The organism is Paenarthrobacter sp. 2TAF44, assembly GCF_052114885.1.
Lineage (GTDB): Bacteria > Actinomycetota > Actinomycetes > Actinomycetales > Micrococcaceae > Arthrobacter.
The window spans coordinates 95,742-114,734 of the sequence record NZ_JBFRFP010000012.1 but is presented as its reverse complement, the minus strand read 5'-3'; the positions used below and the strand labels follow the sequence as shown (position 1 = coordinate 114,734).

Genomic DNA, 18,993 nt, shown 5'->3' with positions numbered 1-18,993 from the left:
TTCACGGCGATCAAGCCTTACTTGGCGGTGGCCGCCTGGTCATCTGAGCGGTACGCGTGGATCTTCTCCTCCACGGCTTCCTCGCCGGGCTCGCAGGTGGAGTCCAGGGTTATGACACCATAAGTCCAGCCATTGCGCCGGTACACAACCGAGGGCGCATTGGTTTCCTTATCCAGGAACAGGTAGAAGTTGTGTCCCACCAGTTCCATGTTGTCCACCGCATCATCGAGCGTGAGGGATGCTGCAGGGAAAACCTTCCGACGGATCAAAACGGGTGAATCTCCCGCTGGAATGTCGTTCTCGATCTCGTAGGGCGACCGCACATCGGCCTGCGGTGAAGGCTCCTGGTGGCTGTTGGCCTCTACGTAAATTGGCTCGCTGGCACTCGCGGGCTCAAGGGAGGCCGTTGCTTCCCGAACGGCCTTGGGCGTGTGTCGCCCATGGTGCACCTTCTTCCTGTCCTTTGCGCGACGCAACCGCTCAAGCAGCTTGTTGTACGCAAGATCGAAGGCAGCAAATTTGTCAGCGGCTGTGGCCTCGGCACGGATAACGGGGCCTCGGCCCAGAACTGTCACTTCAACGGTGAGCTGTCCCGGCGTTTGCCGGGGGTTGGTCTCCTTGGAAACCTTGGCGTCGACTCGCTGGACTTTGTCCCCCAACGATTCAATCTTTGAGATTTTCTCGCCGGCATATTCGCGAAAGCGGTCAGAAACTGTCAGATTTCGTCCGCTGATCATGAACTCCATGGTGCCCTCCAAATAACTCAGGTGACACGACAACGACGCTGTAGGGGGCTGGTCTGACGGACAGTCGAGCCCCTTTCCGAGCCGCTATCGACAGGTACATCTGTTCTTGGTACCCACAACCGACGTTAGTTCATCGGCACGAGTTATTCACCCTTTGGCCACTTATTTTTTGTTTGCGTCTTAACCCCACCCCGGGGCTCGTCTCCGGCGGTGTGCGAGGCGTAGGCTGGTGGCCTCGTGGCCGCGAGAACAACGGCGCCGCAGACTATCCCTCCGGCCGCAGACACTGCCCGTGCAGCCTCCGCAAGCGTGGCTCCAGTGGTGAGAACATCGTCCACAATCAGGCACCTTTGCCCACGGATCTGTTCCCTGTAGCGGGGCCGAACCCTCATGGAACCCCGGACACGCCTGGCCCGCTCACCCCTGCCGAGTCCTTTTTGGCCTGTGGAACCATCCCTCCCCTCCGCGCCAAGGATGGCCCTGACGCCATTTCCGATCAGGTCTTTGCACGTTGCGGCCAGCCCCCTGTTTTCCAGGAGACTCCCGGTCTTCTCAAGTGCATCAAAACCCGGACACCGGGACAACATCCCTCGTCTCTTCATGCAGCGGAGCAGAACGTGTATGGGGCTGAAACCCCGGCTTCGGAAGGCCTTCGCGCTGCTGGGAACAGGAACAATGCAGAAGCCTGGCCGGTCACCAGTGGCCAGCCGAACTGCGTTTCCGAGGCAGGGCGCCAACACCTCAGCCAGTCGCCTCTGGCCGAAGCTCTTGAAGGACAACAGGGACTGCGAAAGTTCATCCCTGTAGGGCCCCGCGGCCACCACGCCCAGCTTTACGGTGCCATCCACATCAACCAGCGCAGGCGATTCCTGTTCGGCCCTGAAGGGCTTCCTGCAAAGCTGACGCACCCGCTTGGCACAATGCCTGCACAGGACGGTATCTTCCACACCACAGCAGACGCAATCAGCGGGAACCAGTAGTGCAAGCAACTCCATCAACGCCCCTTGCAGGTTCGCGATCAGGCGCCCAAGCAAGCGCCTGTCTTTTCCGCGTCGCCGGGGTCCTGAGGAGTCCGGGGCACCAACATCCGGGTCAAGCCGGCGTCGGATACGTTGAGCAGATCCAGGACAATTGACGGCAGATGGAAGGTTGTTCAAGGAAACGATCATGCTGGTAGCCTTGAGCACTTTTTGTTCCGGTGACAGCCCTGGAACCCGCTATGTGAACAACCACCGTCTTGTTGCGGCAGCGCCTCCAGGGCGCTCCGGCTTAGCCGGGGAAGGCCGGCTCCGTTGGGCCCTTGAGCTGAAGCTCCCAACCATTTCCGACACGTTGGAAAATTCCCGCTGCGGACTGGCCGTAGATCTGTTCTGACCCGTTCCCTGCGCTCAGGCTCATGAGGCCGTCCCAGGGTGCCAGTTGCTGCGGCTCCCCCGAGGTAAGGGAGAGCAACTCCGGAACCACTGTAGCCGTCGCCGAACTGGCCATGACGGCAACCGTGGATCCGTTGACCCACACTCCCTGGTCAGGCGAGGTGGAGGTGAAAAGAGTGACAGGAGCCGTGAGATCCTTCGGCGCGCCGTCTGCATTCCGGACGATGCCCGTCACCTGAACCACTGATTTACCGTTCGCCTCGGATATCACCAGGGCCCGGGTACCTTCGCGCGAGATCCGAAAATCCTTGACAGTCCGTCCAGACAGCCACGTGGGAGATATGGTCGCCGTGGGTATGGCCATTCCGGGGGCAACGCCCGTGGGTTTGAAAGCCACAACCTCAGTATTCCCGCTGGCGCCTGGTCCCGCCGTCCAAACCCAATCATGAGGACTGAACGATGGCCCGGTCAGCGTGCTTCGGGTGGTCAACTGGCGGGCCGGTTGACCCGGCTCGATGGAGTACAAGGTGGTTTTGTCGCCGTTGAGGAAGGCAACGGTTTGGGATACAGGCGATTCGGCGGGTGAATGGGGCCCAAGGCCTGCAACCGACTGGATGTCAGGCAATGGTGAAACACGATTGTTCTCGTAGCGGACCAAGTCGCCGTTATTGACCGCAATCTGGCGGGCAGGCACATTCTTGTCCACAACCGGCGGTAGAACTGTCCCGTTGTCCTCGACTCGGACCAGGTCCTGGTCGGCGCGAAGCTGGACATTAATGACGTCCGGTTGCCCCCTGAACGTTAGTGCCAGCTGGTTCTGCATGCGTTGGCGGTCTTCTGCCGATGCGTCGAACAGTTCCTTGGCTGACAAATCCACCTGGGCTGCTCCGGAAACTACCGGGACAGATTCCCGGGCCAACTTCATTCCAGAGGGAAAGGCGCTCACCACTGCCCCACGCAAGTAGGGCGCAGGCCCGGCAAGAAGGGCGCTGGTCATGGATTTAACAGTCTTCTTCTTGATGAACCATCGGTAGTCCGGCACCGCATACGTGAACGTCGGGTCATAGAAGTAGATGGGGAAGGCGCCGTAAATGACTTTGAACGTCTCTTCCGGAATCGCAGTACCATCCGGAACTTTGGAGATCCGCCACTCCCCTTCCACTTTCTCCAGCGAGACGGGGATGGTCTCCTTGGTCCCAGGTGGGAACTGCGTGGCTATTCCGTCCGCATCCACCGTGTAGGCAAGATCGACCTCGTAGAGGTATTCATTCTCCACGGCCGTCTTGACCACGTGCGCCCCGCGGAACACGACGGCCCGCTTGTCCGGTTTCCACGTAACGGCCTGGGCCTGGGTCAGATATTGCCGTGCTACGGGATAGTCGTCCTCATAGCCGCTGCCGGCCATATAGAAATCCTCAATGACGGCTTCAGGTGTGGAGCCCGCCCGCGGTGCTGCGGGGAAGAAAACAGGGGCGTTGGGGTTTCCTGCTCCCTCATCCTGGCTTTTTCCCACTGGGCCGGAGCGGGGAATCTGGGCGCATGAAGCCAGCAAGACCATGAGCGCCGCCAGCACGGCAACGGCAGCCCGTCTGCGTGCGGTGCCAAGGACGCTCATGATGCATCGCCCTTTCCCTTGTCACCCAAAGGAGGCGTTCCGACGTCGGACTTGCCCTCTGTGGCGCCAAAACCCGTACCCAGGACAAGCATCTGGCGTTCGCTGCCGGCTCCGGGCAATTCGATGTCGGCAGGTTCCAGCTGAAGTGGCGACTTGAGGATGGTTCCGCCCTGCTTGAGCGGCAAGGTCAACCTGAAGTTTGAGCCCGCCCCTTTGCGGCCCCATGCCTGAAGCCAGCCGTTGTGCAGCTTGGTGTCCTCAGCGGCGATGGACAAGCCCAGTCCGCTGCCACCAGTGGTACGGGCACGTGCCGGGTCAGCCCGCCAGAAGCGGTCGAAAACCCTGGCAGCTTCCGCTTGGCTCATTCCAATACCGTGGTCACGCACGGCCACGGCCACGGCGTCATGGTTTGCTGCCACGGAAATGTGGATCGGCTTTCCTTCGCCGTGCTCAAGGGCGTTGAGAAGCAGGTTCCTCAGGATCCGGTCAATCCTGCGCGAGTCCATTTCGACAATGATGCTCTTCTGACGGGCGTTCAGGCGGACCTCAGAGCCGTATTCGGCGGCTACGGGTGCTGCACCCTCCATGACGTGCGAAATCACCTGGAAGATGTCCTGGGGTTCAGCGTCCAAGACGGCGGCCCCAGCATCGAAGCGCGAAATCTCCAGCAAATCCGACAACAAGGACTGGAACCGCTCCACCTGGTGATAGAGGAGTTCGGCCGAGCGTTTGTTCATAGGATCAAAGTCTTCACGGGCATCGTAAAGGACCTCGGCAGCCATGCGAACGGTGGTCAAGGGGGTGCGAAGTTCGTGCGAAACATCCGAGACGAATCTTTGCTGCATTTGGGACAACGTGGCCAACTGCGTGATCTGCTCCTGCAGGCTGGCGGCCATATGGTTGAACGACGCACCAAGCCTGGCTACCTCATCCTCGCCTTTGACCACCATGCGCTCTTGGAGTTGGCCTGCCGCCAGCTTTTCCGACACCACGGCAGCGTGGCTCACAGGGCTGACGACGTTGCGGGTGACGTACCAGGCGATGGCACCGATCATGAGCACCAGCGCCGCGCCACCTGCCCACAGCACGTTCTGGATTTCGTCCAGGGTCTTCTGGGCAGTGTTCAGGTCATAGATCAAATACAGCTCATAGGCAGTGCCGTTGAAGGTCACTTTGTTTCCGACAGCAATACCCGGGCGGTCCTCGTTTCCGACCGGGAATTGCATGGAGGCCCAGAATTGTTGCTTCCCGCCTTCCTGGACAGCCTTTCGCAATTCCGGCGGGATGACGCGGACCGTGAGCTGGTCCGAGGCGCGCGACTCAACCCAGCGGTTACGGGGTTTGGTCTGTTCCGGCACTGCTTCAAAGACGTAGCGCCGCTGGATCACAGAGCCCCGGCCCTCTACGGCGGTTAATGTGTCATAAACCAACGTGATGACGCTTGATTGATCAGTAACCTGTGCGCCGTCGAAGGTGTCCTGAACCTGTTTGACGTTGTAGCGGGATTCCGACTCCGCCTGGGCCAGCCTTTCCTGGAACAGGTTATTCGCGATCTGGTTGGAAAGGTAAGCTCCGACGATCGCAAAAGACGTCACGGCAAGCAGGAGAGTCGTCAGCACGGTCCTGAACTCCAAAGACCGGCGCCACCGCCTCAGCAAAGAACGCCAGAGGAAGCGAAGACCCGGCCGTATCTGCCGGACACCGATCGAGACGAGTCGGGAAACCCTCAGAACCAGAATCAGGCCACGTCGCGTCCATATCCTGGCGCGCCACATCAGCCAGGGAAGATTCCTTCTTACTGGATCGCTGGGAGCGGAGGGTGAATTCCCGGACGCCGAAGTCTCTGCGGTCTGTTCCTGGGCTGCGGTCTGCTCCTGGGCTCGCGTGGTGCCGGTCTTGCCGGTGGGAGACTCAGGAACCTGCTTTATACCCGACACCACGCACCGTCAATACAACTTCGGGCGCTTCCGGATCCCGTTCAATCTTGGAGCGCAAACGCTGAACGTGGACATTGACCAGCCGGGTGTCCGCGGCATGGCGGTATCCCCATACCTGTTCAAGCAAAAGTTCGCGCGTGAAGACCTGCCACGGCTTGCGGGCCAGTGCTACCAGGAGGTCGAACTCCAACGGTGTAAGCGAGATTCGCTCTCCACCGCGGGTGACCAGGTGCCCGGCGACGTCGATGGTTACATCAGCAATCCGCAAGGTTTCAGGCGCCTTTTGTTCGCCCGGCCGAAGGCGTGCACGGACTCGGGCCACGAGTTCAGCGGGTTTAAAAGGCTTGGGCACGTAATCGTCAGCACCGGATTCAAGGCCGCGGACAACATCCGAGGTGTCCGATTTTGCGGTGAGCATGACGATGGGAACGTCCGATTCTCCACGAATCTGCCGACAAACTTCGATGCCATCCGAACCCGGAAGCATGAGATCCAAGAGGACCAAATCGGGCTTGGACGAACGGAACACTTCAAGAGCCTGGCCGCCGTCTGCGCAGAATACCGGCTCGAAGCCATCATTGCGCAGGACAATACCAATCATCTCTGCGAGCGCTTCGTCGTCGTCAACTACCAGAATGCGTGCCTTCATAGTTATATATTCCCTTATCGCCCAGCCTTTGTCCTGTTGGGCGGCCGCACGGCATGGCGTCCCCCAAGGCACTTCCACCGTACTGCACGTCCGCGCTTGGCTCGACGTAGTTCCGCTGGCCAGGACAGTGAGGGCTTCAAGCTATGAGGGAGGACACCGGGACTATAGGCTTGGGGCGAAGGTCCAATGTGGGGGACGTCGCATGTCGGCGGCCGGGTCTCTTGGGGAGGAAATCGTGTCACAGCCAGAGCACGGCCAGCAGCCATATCCGGGCGGTCAGCCTGCCTGGGGCAACCAGCCCCAGTGGGGTGGGCCACCCACATGGTCACACCCACAGGGTGGCGCCAACAATTGGCCGGGCTACCCTCCGCCCGGACCAGGACCAGGACCAGGACCAGCGGGCGGATGGCCTGCGGCTGGGCCCGGCGGTCCATACTATGGAGCGCCCGGCGGTCCGCCCTATGGCCAACCAATGTACGTTGCCCCACCCAAGCCAGGTGTCATTCCCTTGAGGCCCCTGCAATTCGGGGAGCTGCTTGATGGCTCCTTCCAGACCATACGCCGGAATGCCGCCTCCATGTTTGGTTCAGCCCTGATCGTCCAGGCCGTTGCCGCTGCCCTCCTGGGTGTTGTCACCGTCGCCATGTACGAGCTTATGGATTCGTTGGAAGCGACGGATTTCAGCGGGGACGCGGCTGGGTTCTTCGGCCCGTTCGTGGCCGTCATGGCGGGTTCGGTGGGAGTCTCCGTGTTGATCGGCTTTCTCGGCGCCGTTCTTCAGGGCGTCATGGTCATTCCGGTTTCCCGTTCTGTCCTCAACCGGCGGACGGGCTTCGGTCAAATGTGGAAGCTGGCTGTCGGGCGGATCCTGCCTCTCCTGGGAGTAGCAGCCGTGCTCACTTTCGGTGGACTGCTGGCCGCAGCTGCCGTCGTCGGGATTGCCGTGCTGTTGTTCACGGCCTTGGGACCGGCTGCCTTGTTGATTGTCTTTCCCTTGGGCTTCGGGGCCATCGTCGTCTTTGTCTGGATTGGACTGAAGCTCATGTTCGCCCCCGCCGCCATCGTCGTGGAGCGGATCGGCGTCTATGACGGACTCCTGCGATCCTGGCAGTTGACCAAGAGCAATTGGTGGCGCATCTTCGGCATAACGCTGCTGGTGAGCGTCATGGTGGGAATCATCGCCCAGATAGTGCAGATTCCAGCTTCTCTCGCTGCTACCGCGATAGGCTCCGTAGTCTCCCCCCACCCCGACGCCGGGACAGTGGCCTCCACCCTGGTCCTCACGACTGTGATCTCGATGGCAATTGGGGCTTTGGTAGGGTCTGTGACCTTCGCTTTCCAAACCTCGGTGTCCGCGCTCATCTATATGGATCTTCGAATGCGTCGGGATGGGCTGGACGTGGAGTTGATGCGCCTGATGGAAAGTGGTGCAGATCCGGAGGGAATTCCCGGTGGTCCTGCCCCACAGTTCCAGGGCAGCGCATGGCCTCCTGGCGGCGGAGAATGGCCAGGCACTCCTCCCGGGCGCCGGCCGCAGGCATGAGTCAAGCCTTACTCCATGTCATTCCCGCTTTGGCCGGCACTGAGCCGCCGGTGAGTCCGGACCGGGACGAAGCACGTCGTTGGGCCGCGGAGGAACTATCCAAGGCGCAGTATGCCCAAGCCCGGCCCAGTTGGCTGGACCAGCTTTGGCGCGATTTCCTGGACTGGCTCAGCTCCCTGGACGGGGACGGAACTTCCCCGGACAGCAACATCGCTGTTCCCCTCATCATTGCCTTGGCTGTGGTACTCATTGTGGTGGCTATCTTCGTAGTCCGTCCCAGGCTGAATGCAACGCGAAAAACCTCCGTTGCCGGCATTTACGGCAAGGACGCGGTTGTGGACGCTGCCACATATCGGAAGCGCGCTTTGGCCGCGTCCGACGACGGCGACTGGCCGTCCGCCGTCGTCGATCAGTTCCGGGCCTTGGTGCGCTCCGCGGAGGAGCGCGATGTTATTGAAGCGCGGGCTGGACGGACGGCCGATGAAGCCGCTAATCACTTGGGCCAGGCCTTCGCTCCCGCCCAGCTCCGGCTTGTTGATGCCGCCCGCCTGTTTGATGCGGTCCGCTACGGAGAACAGGCCGCGACACGCTCGGATTATGACGAGCTGCGCAAGCTGGATACAGACCTCCTGGCCCTGACACCTGACTTCAGCGGCCAGTACCAACAGGGATTCGCGGTGCCGCGATGACCCTCCAGGAACAGGTGCCTGAAGCTTTGCAGGAAGGAACTCCTCCTCCACGGCGGACCAGCGCCATGTGGAGTTGGTTCCGAAAGCACCTGGTTTGGATTGCGCTGGGCGTAGTGTTTGCCGCGTTCGTGACGTTCCTGGCAGTGGAGCGGTTCTCGGCGCCCAACGACTCCCGGGCCTTGTCTACCCGTAATCCCGCTCCCGACGGGGCCATGGCGTTGGCCGAAATACTGGGGCGCCACGGTGTTGCCATAACTCCCACCGATACCCTCGAAGACACCTTGACAGCCATTTCCGACGACACCCATACCACCGTGCTGCTCTATGACCCCCGCGGTTTCCTGGACAGGTCGCAGTTGGAAGATCTCAGGTCCGATGCCGACCGGTTAGTGGTGGTCGCACCACGACTACGCACGCTGAACGGCCTTGAGCCGGGCATCCGTCCCGGCGGAGTGGTTCCCGAAGCAACGAAAATCCTTGAACCTGGCTGCGGCCAGGAAGACGCAGAGCGGGCGGGAGCCGTTGCAGCACAAGGACCCGTCTACCTGGGTCCCGTAATTTGCTACGCCACCCGCAGCGATGGACCTGGTCTTTATGTGGCCTCGGCGGATGGGCGCGTGGTGGTGCTGGGGAGCACTGAGTTGCTGGAAAACCAACACGTCGCTGCCGAAGGCAACGCAGCATTGGCCATCCGGGCCTTGGGAGGCGCGCCCGACTTGGTCTGGTACACACCAGGCCTCATGGATGTAGCGTCCGATAGATCCGCCCCGACGCTGAACGAACTTGCACCTGCATGGCTGGCGTTTGCGGGCCCATGGCTGGGTGTCGTAGCTATCCTTGCCATTCTCTGGCGCGGACGACGCTTGGGACCGTTGGTCTTTGAACCGCTTCCCGTGGTGGTAAAGGCAGCCGAAACGGCCGAAGGCCGTGCACGTCTCTATCAGGATTCACGTGCCGTTGAACGCGCGGCCGACAATTTGCGGGCAGGAACCCTCGCCCGGTTGGCCAAGCATTTCAATCTGGGGACCGACGCCACCGCGGAAGTCATCGTCGACGCCGTGGCCCGGCGCCTTGGACGGCAAGCACCGGCGATCCGGTGGTCGTTAATTGATTCCAAGCCGCAGACAGAAGGACAACTGGTGCAGTGGGCACAACAGATCGAACGAATCGAACAGGAGGCGACGGCCCGATGAGCAACCAGCCGAACAGCTATACGGACAGCAACTACCAATACTCCGGAGGGGCGGCCCATCAGGGGGTGGAGGATCCTGCCCGGCAGTCCCTGTTGAACGTCCGGACCGAGGTTGGGAAGGCCGTGGTGGGGCAGGATCCCACAGTGACCGGGATGCTCATCGCCCTTCTCTGCGACGGCCATGTCCTGCTGGAAGGTGTGCCCGGAGTCGCCAAGACCCTGTTGGTCCGGGCGTTGTCAACTGCCCTGAGCCTGGAAACCAAGCGCGTACAGTTCACCCCGGATCTCATGCCCGGAGACGTCACGGGTTCCTTGGTGTATGACTCGCATTCATCGGAATTCACTTTCCGGGAAGGGCCTGTTTTCACGAACATCCTGCTGGCCGATGAAATAAACCGAACGCCACCCAAGACGCAGGCCTCGCTCCTGGAAGCAATGGAGGAACGCCAGGTTTCCGTAGACGGCGTGTCCAGGCCGCTGCCGGCACCCTTCATCGTGGCAGCCACCCAGAATCCCGTCGAATACGAAGGAACCTACCCCCTGCCCGAGGCCCAATTGGACAGATTCCTCCTCAAACTGACCATGCCTTTGCCGGGCAGGGCCGAGGAAATCGAAGTGATCCGCCGGCACGCGGGCGGCTTCGATCCCCGAAACCTCGCCGCAGCCGGCGTGCGGCCGGTGGCTGGCGCCGTCGAGCTTTCCAATGCCCGCGCGGCTGTGGCTCAAGTGGCCGTCGCCCCGGAAATCCTGGCCTACATTGTGGACGTAGTCCGGGCCACCAGATCAGCCCCTTCCTTCCAACTGGGCGTCTCCCCTCGAGGCGCTACTGCTCTTTTGAACACGTCAAAGGCATGGGCCTGGTTGTCCGGGCGGCCCTTCGTGACGCCGGACGACGTCAAAGCGTTATCGTTGCCTTGCCTCAGGCACCGGGTAGGCCTGCGTCCTGAGGCCCAGATGGATGGCATCCACGTTGACGACGTCCTGGGCAGCATCCTCGCGTCCGTTCCGGTGCCTCGTTGATTCTGCCGGTGATGCAGATGATGCAAATGACAGCAATGGCAAGGTTGCCCTGATGGCCATCACGGGTCGTTTTGTGTTGCTGGCAGTTGCCGGGCTGGTTCCGTTGCTGCTGTTTCCCGCGTGGAGCACGGTGCTGTTCGTCGCTATCGGACTGCTGCTGTTCCTGACCCTTGACCTTGTCCTGGCGGCTTCCCCAGCCAAACTGGGCTTGGTACGTCAGCAACCGGGCAACGTCACTTTGGAGAGTCACGTTGATTCCGTCCTTACGGTAACCAACCTGGGCGGCAGGAAGCTGCGGGCGATGGTCCGGGATGGTTGGCAACCTTCCGCTGGAGCCCTTAACCCAGCCCAGCCGCTGGACGTTCCACCTGGCGAACGTCGCCGCATGACGGTGTCCCTGGTGCCACGGCGCCGCGGGGATCTTGAGAGCCCACACGTGACGATCCGCTCCTATGGGCCCTTGCGGCTGGCTGCCCGGCAGCGAACAAGGGCACTTCCCGGGCGGCTTCGAGTGCTCCCGCCCTTCCATTCCAAGCGGCATCTGCCATCGAAACTACGCAAGCTGCGCGAACTTGATGGCAGGGCCGCTGTGCAGATCCGGGGCGCGGGAACGGAGTTCGATTCCCTGCGGGACTACGTTCGTGGGGATGACGTCCGATCCATTGACTGGCGTGCAACCGCACGTCGCACATCTGTGGTGGTGCGTACCTGGCGTCCGGAACGGGACAGGCGGGTTGTGATCGTTCTGGACACATCGCGAACCGCAGCGGCCAGGATTGACGACGAGCCGAGGCTCGATACTTGGATTGAGGCTGCGCTGCTGCTCGCGGTTCTGGCGGAACGGGGCGGGGATCGGGTTGACTTCCTCGCCTACGACCGGATGCTCCGCGCGAGAGTCGAATCCGCTTCGAAAGGCAATCTCCTGGCCCAACTCGTTCAAGCCATGGCGACGTTGGAGGCCGAGCTCATCGAACTGGACTGGCAGCAGATCCCAGGCCAGGTGCGGGCTGTCTCGGCACACCGCTCTCTTGTGGTGCTTTTGACAGCCCTCGACGGCGGCGCCCCCGAGGAAGGCCTTCTCCCCATGGTGGCCCAACTGGTCCGCCAGCACGTAGTGGTGGTCGCATCTGTCCGGGACCCCTTGCTGGCAGCCATGAAAGCCGGACGTTCCACCGCCAGCCAGGTTTTCCGTGCCGCCGCCGCGGAACGCGCACTCCTGGAACGCGCTGCCGTCACAGAACAACTGCGGCAACTCGGCGCTGAAGTGGTGGACGCCGAACCCTCTGAGGTCCCTCCCCTGCTGGCTGACACCTACATCCGGCTAAAAGCGGCCGGACGGCTCTAGGAAGGATTCCAATGAACGAACCTATCTACCGGTTGGCCTTGGGCAATGATTTCACCAAGCTGGCCCCCGAACTCCAGGAGTACTTCTCCCTCGCGGCAGGCTCCGGTTCATATGGAATCGGCGAAGGGGTCTTTGACGTCGTGGGGTGCCAGCAAAAATGGCTGCGTCCTTTGCTGGCCTTGACGGGAAGCGAAGAGGCCTTCTTCCCTGAATACGGTGAAGGCATTCCGTTCCGCATTGAAAACCACGCCCACGTGGATCCCTTTGGCCGGCAAGCCCTCACGGCACGGCGTGAAATCTACTTCCCATCCGGGACGCGGTTGTTCCACGACACCACGAGCGCTATCACGACGCCGCATACCAGCTCCGACACGCCCTCGCCGACCCGCTTAGTGGACCATGTTGGTCGTTACCGCCGCCTCGTCACCGACCTCGATGTCAGCGTCACGCCCATCGGCAGGCTACGCGGAGTGTCGAAAGCGAGCCGGCTCTTCCTGGGTCCACTACGCATTCCATTGCCGGCGGCGCTCGACGCGAAGGCCTTCGCGGAGCAATGGTGGGACGAGAACGAGGGCAAGCACCGGATCCAGGTCAAGGTCATCCAACCCCAGATCGGCGTAGTGCTTGTCTATGCGGGCCGCTTCGATTACCGGTTGGCGCCCTACCTACCCGGGGCTGCCCCTGGCACATCGCTCCCCCGCTACGCGGAACCGGATCGCTGGGAAAAGAGAATCTAACCCCCTCGCCGATCAGCCTTGCGCCAGTTGGTCCAGGCCGTCCGCCACTTGGGTGAGCCGGGTGAGCACTTCCTTGGCTGTGGACGGCTTCAGATGCGCGAGTCCCGTTGCTGGCGTTAAGCGCAATGCCGACAAGGCCGACGCCGGGAGGCCCAGTTGGCTCCAAGGCCGCCAAATGCTTTCCACGACGTCCGCAGTCCGCGGGAGCATGGCATCAGCGCCCATTGTGGGCATAGCACCGGCCCACACACGTTTGCCATCTTCCACTGCCCCGGCAAGGTGCTCCCATTGGCGGGTTGTCAAGGCTTTCAGCGGCACGGCAATGCCATCGGCGCCCGCTTCGAGTATGCGATCGATTGGTGCCTCGATCTCCGGTACGGACACCACGATTTCGACGGCTCCCGCTGCCCTGAGCGCGTCGATCACCAACCGCCAGGCTCCCGCCACTTCCTCACCGGGGATGGAGCGCAGAGTGCGGTAACCACTCGCCGTCGGGATGGTTCCGCCCATAACTGCGGCAATGTCCGGCTCGTCCAACTGGACCACGACGCCCGCTCCTGGGACAGCTCCCAAGATCCGCTGAAAGTGTTCTGCGACTCCAGCTGCCAGTGACTCTGCAATGTCACGGCGCGCCCCAAAATCGAGAAGGGCTCTCTCGCCGTTGTGGAGGTACAAACCGGCTGCGAGGCTCATGGGACCCATCAGCTGGATCTTGATCCCGGTGGCTGAAACTTCCTCTGTTCCAGCGATGTCGGCCAGGATGTTGATGTCGGTGGCAAGCGCGGATCGTGCCCGCTGGGCGTCCTTTCCTCCCCGGTCCACCAATCTCCATCCGTGGGGTTGAACGTCCACGGCCAAGTCCACCAGCAGCGAAGCTGTACGTCCAACGGCGTCGGATCCGACACCACGGTCCGGCAGTTCGGGCAGGAACGGAAGGTGGGGGTCGCCCAATTCGCCCCGAATGATTCGCATGGACTCGGCAGGGTCAATCCCGGGCCATGGGCCCAGCGCCGTAGCGCTGACCCGCTGCACTTCTCCCGACATACTTTCAGGCCTGCCGGCTGGAGATCTGGTGATCCTCTGCGATGGCCTCGTGATGGCGGATCACTTCACTGATGATGAAATTCAGGAACTTCTCGGCAAATGCGGGGTCAAGATGCGCGTCCTCGGCCAGGCGGCGAAGCCGGGCGATCTGGGCTGCTTCCCGTCCGGGGTCGCCCGCGGGAAGCTTGTGCGTGGCCTTCAGGATCCCTACTTTCTGGGTGGCCTTGAAGCGTTCCGCGAGCAGGAAAACGAGTGTGGCATCAATGTTGTCGATGCTGGACCGGATGGAGAGCAGCTCATCCATGACGCCGCGATCCACCTGGCCCGCGAGGGAACTCGCTGACGGGTTGAAGGAATCGTCGTCTTCGGGGAGGGCATTGTTCTGCTCGGTCATGATCCCCAGTCTATGGTGTGGGGCGGTAGCGTTGCGGGTGTTACCTGCCGGCGCCGGTAGAACCGTGTTCCCGTCGCGCAAATCGGTGCAGAATGGCAGCATCACTGCACGTCGACCAAGGGAGCTTCCATGAAAATCGCTGTTCTGGGAACAGGAATGGTGGGCCACGCCCTCGCTGGCAAGTTGGTGTTGCTGGGCCACGAGGTCATGATGGGTTCCCGTGAATCAGGCAATCCCAAGGGCGAGGAGTGGGCGCAGCAGGCTGGTCCACGCGCCCATGCCGGCTCTTTCGCGGAAGCGTGCGCCCAGTCCGAGCTGATCATCAACGCCACACCCGGTACGGTCAGCCTGGCCGTCCTCGCCGAAGCCGGCGAGGCCAACATCAACGGCAAAATCCTGTTGGATGTGGCAAATGCGCTTGATGGATCCAGCGGCTTCCCGCCATCTCTCACTATCTGCAACACGGACAGCATCGCCGAGACCATTCAACGGACCTACCCCGAGGTGCGGGTAGTGAAATCCCTTAACACAGTCAGTGCCCCCGTGATGGTGGATCCAGGGCGCCTTCCGGGCCCACATGACATGTTTATGGCCGGAAACGACGCGGATGCCAAATCCACAGTGTCAGGCCTGCTGCAGGAGTTTGGTTGGGCACCCGAGCACATAAGGGACCTTGGTGGACTTGATGCTGCCCGCGGCATGGAAATGTGGCTGCCCTTGTGGCTAAGGATCTTCATGCAGCAGCCAAAGGGAAAGATGTTCAACATCGCCATCGTCTCGGAATAGGTCAGGAAGCGCCGTCCGCGATGGAGGCATCGAAGGTCCGCTCCCCAGCGTGGAGAACGGACCTTCGATGCAGCTTCACGGACTTCGCAGCCGCCGGGTTTCTGGGACCTAGCCGCCCAACAGCGCCCGGTGGGCCTCCCGGCGTCGTGCTTGTTCATCAGGGTCCGGAACCGGCAAGGAGGCGATCAGCCGTTTGGTGTAATCATGCTGGGGCGAGCCCATCACATGGTTCCCGATGCCCTGCTCCACCAACTGGCCCTTGTACAGCACGCCAACCCAGTGCGAGAGCATGTCCACCACTGCGAGGTCGTGGCTGATGAAGAGCGCCGCGAAGCCGAACTGCTCCTGGATGTCCTTGAACAAGTCCAGCACCTTGGCCTGCACTGAGACGTCCAGCGCAGAGGTTGGTTCGTCGGCAATCAGCAGACGCGGATTGAGCGCCAAGGATCTCGCAAGCGAGGCCCGCTGCCGTTGTCCACCGGACAGCTCGTGCGGGTAGCGTTGCGCGTACGACGCCGGCAACTGGACTGACTCAAGCAGCTCGCCTACCTTTTTCCGCGCCTCAGCCGCGCTGGGCTTCGTGTGGATAATCAGCGGCTCGGCCACGCACTCGCCGATGGTGAGATGAGGGTTGAAGGAAGCGGCCGGGTCCTGGAAAACAAAGCCGATCTCCTTCCGCAGCGGACGGAAGGTGCGCTCCTTGAAGTCCAGCATCTCGTAGCCGAGGACTTTCAGGCTGCCGCCCGTTGTCCGGTTCAGGCCTGCGATTGCCCGGCCAATGGTGGACTTTCCGGAACCGGACTCGCCCACCAAGCCAAAAACCTCGTTCTCCGAGACCGTGAAGCTGACGTTGTCCACGGCTTTGAAGCCATGACGGCCAAACCGGCCCGGGTACTCAATGGTGAGGTTCTTCGCTTCGACGAGGACCTTGCCATCCTGATGCAACCGACCGCGGGCGCCTTCAGAGGCTGAGTTCCGGCCCAGGTGCGGGACCGCGGCGAGGAGCTTTTTCGTGTAGTCCTGCTTCGGTTCCGCGAACAGCACCCTTGAGGGCGCTTCTTCCACCACGTCGCCCTGGTACATGACCACCACGCGGTCTGCGAGGTCGGCCACGACGCCCATGTTGTGGGTGATCAACACGATGGATGTGCCGTAGTTGTCCCGCAAGTCCCGGAGTAGCTGCAGGATTTCCGCCTGCACTGTGACGTCCAGGGCAGTCGTTGGCTCATCGGCCACAATCAGGCCCGGGTTCAAAGCCAACGCGGCGGCAATCACCACGCGCTGCTTCTGCCCGCCGGAAAACTGGTGTGGGTAGTAGTTGACGCGGGTCTCGGGGTCCGGAATGCCCACCTTTCGCAGCGCTTCCGTGGCCCGTTCCTTGGCCTCCTTGGAAGACACACGGTGGCCGTCCTTGGCGTGGGCACGGATCCCCTCGGCAATCTGCCAGCCAACGGTGAACACGGGATTCAAAGCAGTGGATGGCTCTTGGAAGACCATGGCTACGTCGCGGCCACGGATCTTTCGTAGTGCGGATTTGCTGACGCTGATCACGTTGTTGCCATTGATCACCACCGCGCCGGAGCTGATGGCAGTTTCCGGAAGCAGGCCAAGGATGGTCTTGGCCGTCACGGTCTTCCCGGAGCCGGACTCCCCCACGATCGCCACTACTTCCCCGGCTTTGACGTCCAGGCTGACATCCTTCACCGCATAGACATCCCCGCTGTCTGTGGCGAAGGTGACTTTGAGCCGGTCAATGGTGAGGACCGGTTCACCGGTGGCCCCGGCATCGGAAATGTTTCCGAGGTTGGTGGTCATGGCTTACCTGCCTCTGAAGATGTTGGAGTTGCCGGGGATTTCGTTGTCCCTGCGCGCTTGCGTCCACGGATCCGGGGATCGTTGAGGTCGTTGATGCTTTCGCCAACCAGCGTCAATCCCAGGACCGTCAGGACGATTGCAATGCCAGGGAAGACGCCGGTCCACCAGATACCGGAGGACGTATCGGCCAGCGCCTTATTCAGGTCAAAGCCCCATTCTGCAGCGGACGTTGGCTCGATGCCGAAACCCAGGAAGCCAAGGCCGGCAAGCGTAAGGATCGCCTCGGAGGCATTGAGGGTGAACATCAGGGGCAAGGTGCGCGTTGCGTTTTTGAAGATGTGCCGTCCGATGATACGGAGGCTGGACGCACCCAGGACCTTGGCCGACTCGACGAAAGGCTCTGCCTTGAGCCGAATGGTTTCAGCGCGGATGACCCGGAAATACTGTGGCACGAACACCACGGTGATGGAGAAGGCACAAGAGAAAATACCGCCCCAGAAACTGGACTGGCCACGGCTGATCACAATCGAGATGACGATTGCCAAAAGCAGGGTGGGGAACGCATAGATGGCGTCCGCCACTACTACAAGGATCCTGTCCAACCAGCCGCCGAAGTAGCCGCTGAGCAGGCCCAGGGCGACGCCGAGGAAAAGTGACATTGCCACGGACACGATGATGACGGTCACGGCCGTCTGGGATCCCCACAGGACGCGGGACAGGACGTCATAGCCGCCCACAGTGGTACCAAGCAGGTGCTTGCCACCCGGCGCCTCTTGGGTGGGGAAGGATCCGGACGCATCGCTGAGTTGGGAGTAGCCGTAGGGGGCCAGAAGCGGGGCGAAAATGCTTGTCAGCAGGAACAATCCACTGAGGACAACGCCCACGACCAGCATGCCGCGTTGGAGGCCAACGCTTTTCCTGAGGTGGGACACCACCGGAAGCCGGGAGAAGAGGGGCTGCTTGGGAGCAGTCAGTGAAGGAGTGCTCATGGTCAGTACCTCACTCGGGGATCGATGAGCGCGGCAATGATGTCCACGATGAAGTTGGTCACGGCGACGATGATGGCCAGCAGCACGACAATGCCTTGGACAGCCACAAAGTCACGGGCATTGAGGTATTGCACCAGCTGGTACCCCAGCCCCTTCCACTCGAAGGTTGTCTCGGTCAGGATGGCGCCGCCGAGCATGAGCGCAATTTGCAGGCCCATGACAGTGATGATGGGGATCAGTGCCGGTTTGTAAGCGTGTTTGGTAACCAGCCGGAACTCACTGACGCCCCGGGACCGGCCAGCCTCAATGTAGTCCTTTCCCAGCGTGCCAATGACGTTGGTCCGTACCAGCCGCAGGAAAACCCCGGCGGTCAGCAAACCCAGGGCTACGGCTGGCAGGACAGCGTGGGACGCAACGTCTCCAAGGGCAGCAAAGTTGCCGCTGCGGAGCGCGTCCAACCAGTAGATGCCTGATGGAGCTCCCAGGCTGCTCATGCTCAATTCCGTGCGTGTGGAGGCGCGTCCTGCTACCGGGAACCATCCGAGCCACACTGAAAAGGTCAGCTTGAGAAGCAGGCCCGAGAAAAACACGGGTGTGGCGTAGCAAAGAATCGCGAAGAACCGAAGCACGGCGTCGGAGCTCTTGTCGCGGTGTTGGGCTGCGATGAGTCCGAACGGGATGCCGACTGCGAGCGCCACGATCAGGGCGTTGATCGAAAGTTCAAGTGTTGCGGCCCCAAAGGTGGTGAGTACCTCCACGACGGGTCGGCGGTCGGTGATCGTCGTGCCAAAGTTGCCGGTGATGAGTTGGCCAAGGTATTCGAAGTACTGGATCAGAACCGGGCGGTCATAGCCGGCATCGTGGATTCGCTGTGCCAGGACATCCGGTGGGAGGCGTCCGCCCTGGGCAGCAGTGATGGGGTCTCCAATGACCCTCATCAGGAAGAAGACCAACGTCACCAGAATGAAGACGGTGGGGATGATCAGGAAGAACCGGATCACGATGTACTTTCCAAGGCCTCCCCCGGCCTTGGACTTGCTCCTGGGAGCTACTATCCCGGGCTCCGCCTCGGGTACCTCTATAACTGTTGTCATTGTTACCTGTATTTCCTGCCCGTGG

General features: G+C 61.6%; 18 protein-coding genes. 8 read left to right on the top strand and 10 right to left on the bottom strand.

Annotated elements, in window-relative coordinates; genetic code table 11:
• Positions 1–17 precede the first annotated feature (17 nt).
• A complete protein-coding gene (gene hpf / locus AB4Z15_RS13655; protein WP_442017702.1) occupies positions 18–746 on the bottom strand; it encodes a ribosome hibernation-promoting factor, HPF/YfiA family in 729 nt (242 codons plus the stop codon).
• A gap of 143 nt (positions 747–889) precedes the next feature.
• Positions 890–1,138 (bottom strand): phosphoribosyltransferase family protein, encoded by a 249-nt coding sequence (locus tag AB4Z15_RS13650; RefSeq protein WP_442003978.1) that lies wholly within the window; start codon positions 1,136–1,138, stop codon positions 890–892.
• Positions 1,139–1,363: 225 nt separating this feature from the next.
• On the opposite strand from AB4Z15_RS13650, the gene AB4Z15_RS13645 reads away from it, so the two are divergent.
• On the top strand, positions 1,364–1,726 hold the full coding sequence (locus AB4Z15_RS13645) for a hypothetical protein (RefSeq protein WP_442017701.1): 363 nt from the start codon (positions 1,364–1,366) through the stop codon (positions 1,724–1,726).
• Between the two features lie 289 nt (positions 1,727–2,015).
• Here the strand turns inward: AB4Z15_RS13645 and AB4Z15_RS13640 are convergent, their stop codons facing one another.
• The 3 genes from AB4Z15_RS13640 to mtrA form a co-directional block, all read right to left on the bottom strand.
• Positions 2,016–3,734, bottom strand: a complete 1,719-nt coding sequence (locus tag AB4Z15_RS13640; RefSeq protein ID WP_442017700.1) for an LpqB family beta-propeller domain-containing protein — start codon at positions 3,732–3,734, stop codon at positions 2,016–2,018.
• Complete coding sequence (gene mtrB, locus AB4Z15_RS13635; RefSeq protein WP_442017720.1) at positions 3,731–5,509, bottom strand: MtrAB system histidine kinase MtrB; 1,779 nt, start codon at positions 5,507–5,509, stop codon at positions 3,731–3,733. The genes AB4Z15_RS13640 and mtrB overlap by 4 nt, the downstream gene beginning before the upstream one ends.
• Positions 5,510–5,645: 136 nt before the next feature.
• Positions 5,646–6,320, bottom strand: coding sequence for an MtrAB system response regulator MtrA (gene mtrA / locus AB4Z15_RS13630; RefSeq protein WP_144649950.1), 675 nt, complete (start codon positions 6,318–6,320; stop codon positions 5,646–5,648).
• A 472-nt stretch (positions 6,321–6,792) separates the two neighbouring features.
• On the opposite strand from mtrA, the gene AB4Z15_RS13625 reads away from it, so the two are divergent.
• The 6 genes from AB4Z15_RS13625 to AB4Z15_RS13600 are packed head-to-tail and all read left to right on the top strand — an operon-like array spanning position 6,793 to position 12,846.
• Positions 6,793–7,863 (top strand): glycerophosphoryl diester phosphodiesterase membrane domain-containing protein, encoded by a 1,071-nt coding sequence (locus tag AB4Z15_RS13625; protein ID WP_442017699.1) that lies wholly within the window; start codon positions 6,793–6,795, stop codon positions 7,861–7,863.
• Positions 7,860–8,552, top strand: a complete 693-nt coding sequence (locus tag AB4Z15_RS13620; protein ID WP_442017698.1) for a DUF4129 domain-containing protein — start codon at positions 7,860–7,862, stop codon at positions 8,550–8,552. The genes AB4Z15_RS13625 and AB4Z15_RS13620 overlap by 4 nt, the downstream gene beginning before the upstream one ends.
• Complete coding sequence (locus AB4Z15_RS13615; protein WP_442017697.1) at positions 8,549–9,745, top strand: DUF4350 domain-containing protein; 1,197 nt, start codon at positions 8,549–8,551, stop codon at positions 9,743–9,745. Before AB4Z15_RS13620 ends, AB4Z15_RS13615 begins: the two co-directional genes overlap by 4 nt.
• A complete protein-coding gene (locus AB4Z15_RS13610) occupies positions 9,742–10,764 on the top strand; it encodes an AAA family ATPase (protein WP_442017696.1) in 1,023 nt (340 codons plus the stop codon). The genes AB4Z15_RS13615 and AB4Z15_RS13610 overlap by 4 nt, the downstream gene beginning before the upstream one ends.
• A 52-nt stretch (positions 10,765–10,816) precedes the next feature.
• Positions 10,817–12,109: a DUF58 domain-containing protein gene (locus AB4Z15_RS13605; RefSeq protein WP_442017719.1), complete on the top strand. Its 1,293-nt coding sequence runs from the start codon at positions 10,817–10,819 to the stop codon at positions 12,107–12,109.
• Positions 12,110–12,120: 11 nt separating this feature from the next.
• A complete protein-coding gene (locus tag AB4Z15_RS13600) occupies positions 12,121–12,846 on the top strand; it encodes a DUF4166 domain-containing protein (protein WP_442017695.1) in 726 nt (241 codons plus the stop codon).
• Between the two features lie 12 nt (positions 12,847–12,858).
• Here the strand turns inward: AB4Z15_RS13600 and AB4Z15_RS13595 are convergent, their stop codons facing one another.
• Together AB4Z15_RS13595 and AB4Z15_RS13590 are read right to left on the bottom strand one after the other, a co-directional pair.
• Entirely contained in the window at positions 12,859–13,890 is a 1,032-nt protein-coding gene (locus AB4Z15_RS13595; RefSeq protein ID WP_442017694.1) for a hypothetical protein, read from the bottom strand.
• 4 nt (positions 13,891–13,894) lie between these two features.
• Positions 13,895–14,284: a chorismate mutase gene (locus AB4Z15_RS13590; RefSeq protein ID WP_442017693.1), complete on the bottom strand. Its 390-nt coding sequence runs from the start codon at positions 14,282–14,284 to the stop codon at positions 13,895–13,897.
• Positions 14,285–14,413: 129 nt separating this feature from the next.
• Here AB4Z15_RS13590 and AB4Z15_RS13585 point away from each other — a divergent pair, with 129 nt between their 5' ends.
• On the top strand, positions 14,414–15,070 hold the full coding sequence (locus AB4Z15_RS13585) for an NADPH-dependent F420 reductase (protein ID WP_442017692.1): 657 nt from the start codon (positions 14,414–14,416) through the stop codon (positions 15,068–15,070).
• A gap of 108 nt (positions 15,071–15,178) precedes the next feature.
• On the opposite strand, the gene AB4Z15_RS13580 is transcribed toward AB4Z15_RS13585, so the two are convergent.
• From AB4Z15_RS13580 to AB4Z15_RS13570, 3 genes are read right to left on the bottom strand one after another with little or no spacing between them, the layout of a single operon-like run.
• Positions 15,179–16,885, bottom strand: a complete 1,707-nt coding sequence (locus AB4Z15_RS13580; RefSeq protein WP_442017691.1) for an ABC transporter ATP-binding protein — start codon at positions 16,883–16,885, stop codon at positions 15,179–15,181.
• Complete coding sequence (locus tag AB4Z15_RS13575) at positions 16,882–17,874, bottom strand: ABC transporter permease (protein WP_442017690.1); 993 nt, start codon at positions 17,872–17,874, stop codon at positions 16,882–16,884. Before AB4Z15_RS13575 ends, AB4Z15_RS13580 begins: the two co-directional genes overlap by 4 nt.
• A 2-nt stretch (positions 17,875–17,876) precedes the next feature.
• Positions 17,877–18,968 (bottom strand): ABC transporter permease, encoded by a 1,092-nt coding sequence (locus AB4Z15_RS13570; protein WP_442017689.1) that lies wholly within the window; start codon positions 18,966–18,968, stop codon positions 17,877–17,879.
• Between the last annotated feature and the right edge of the window lie 25 nt (positions 18,969–18,993).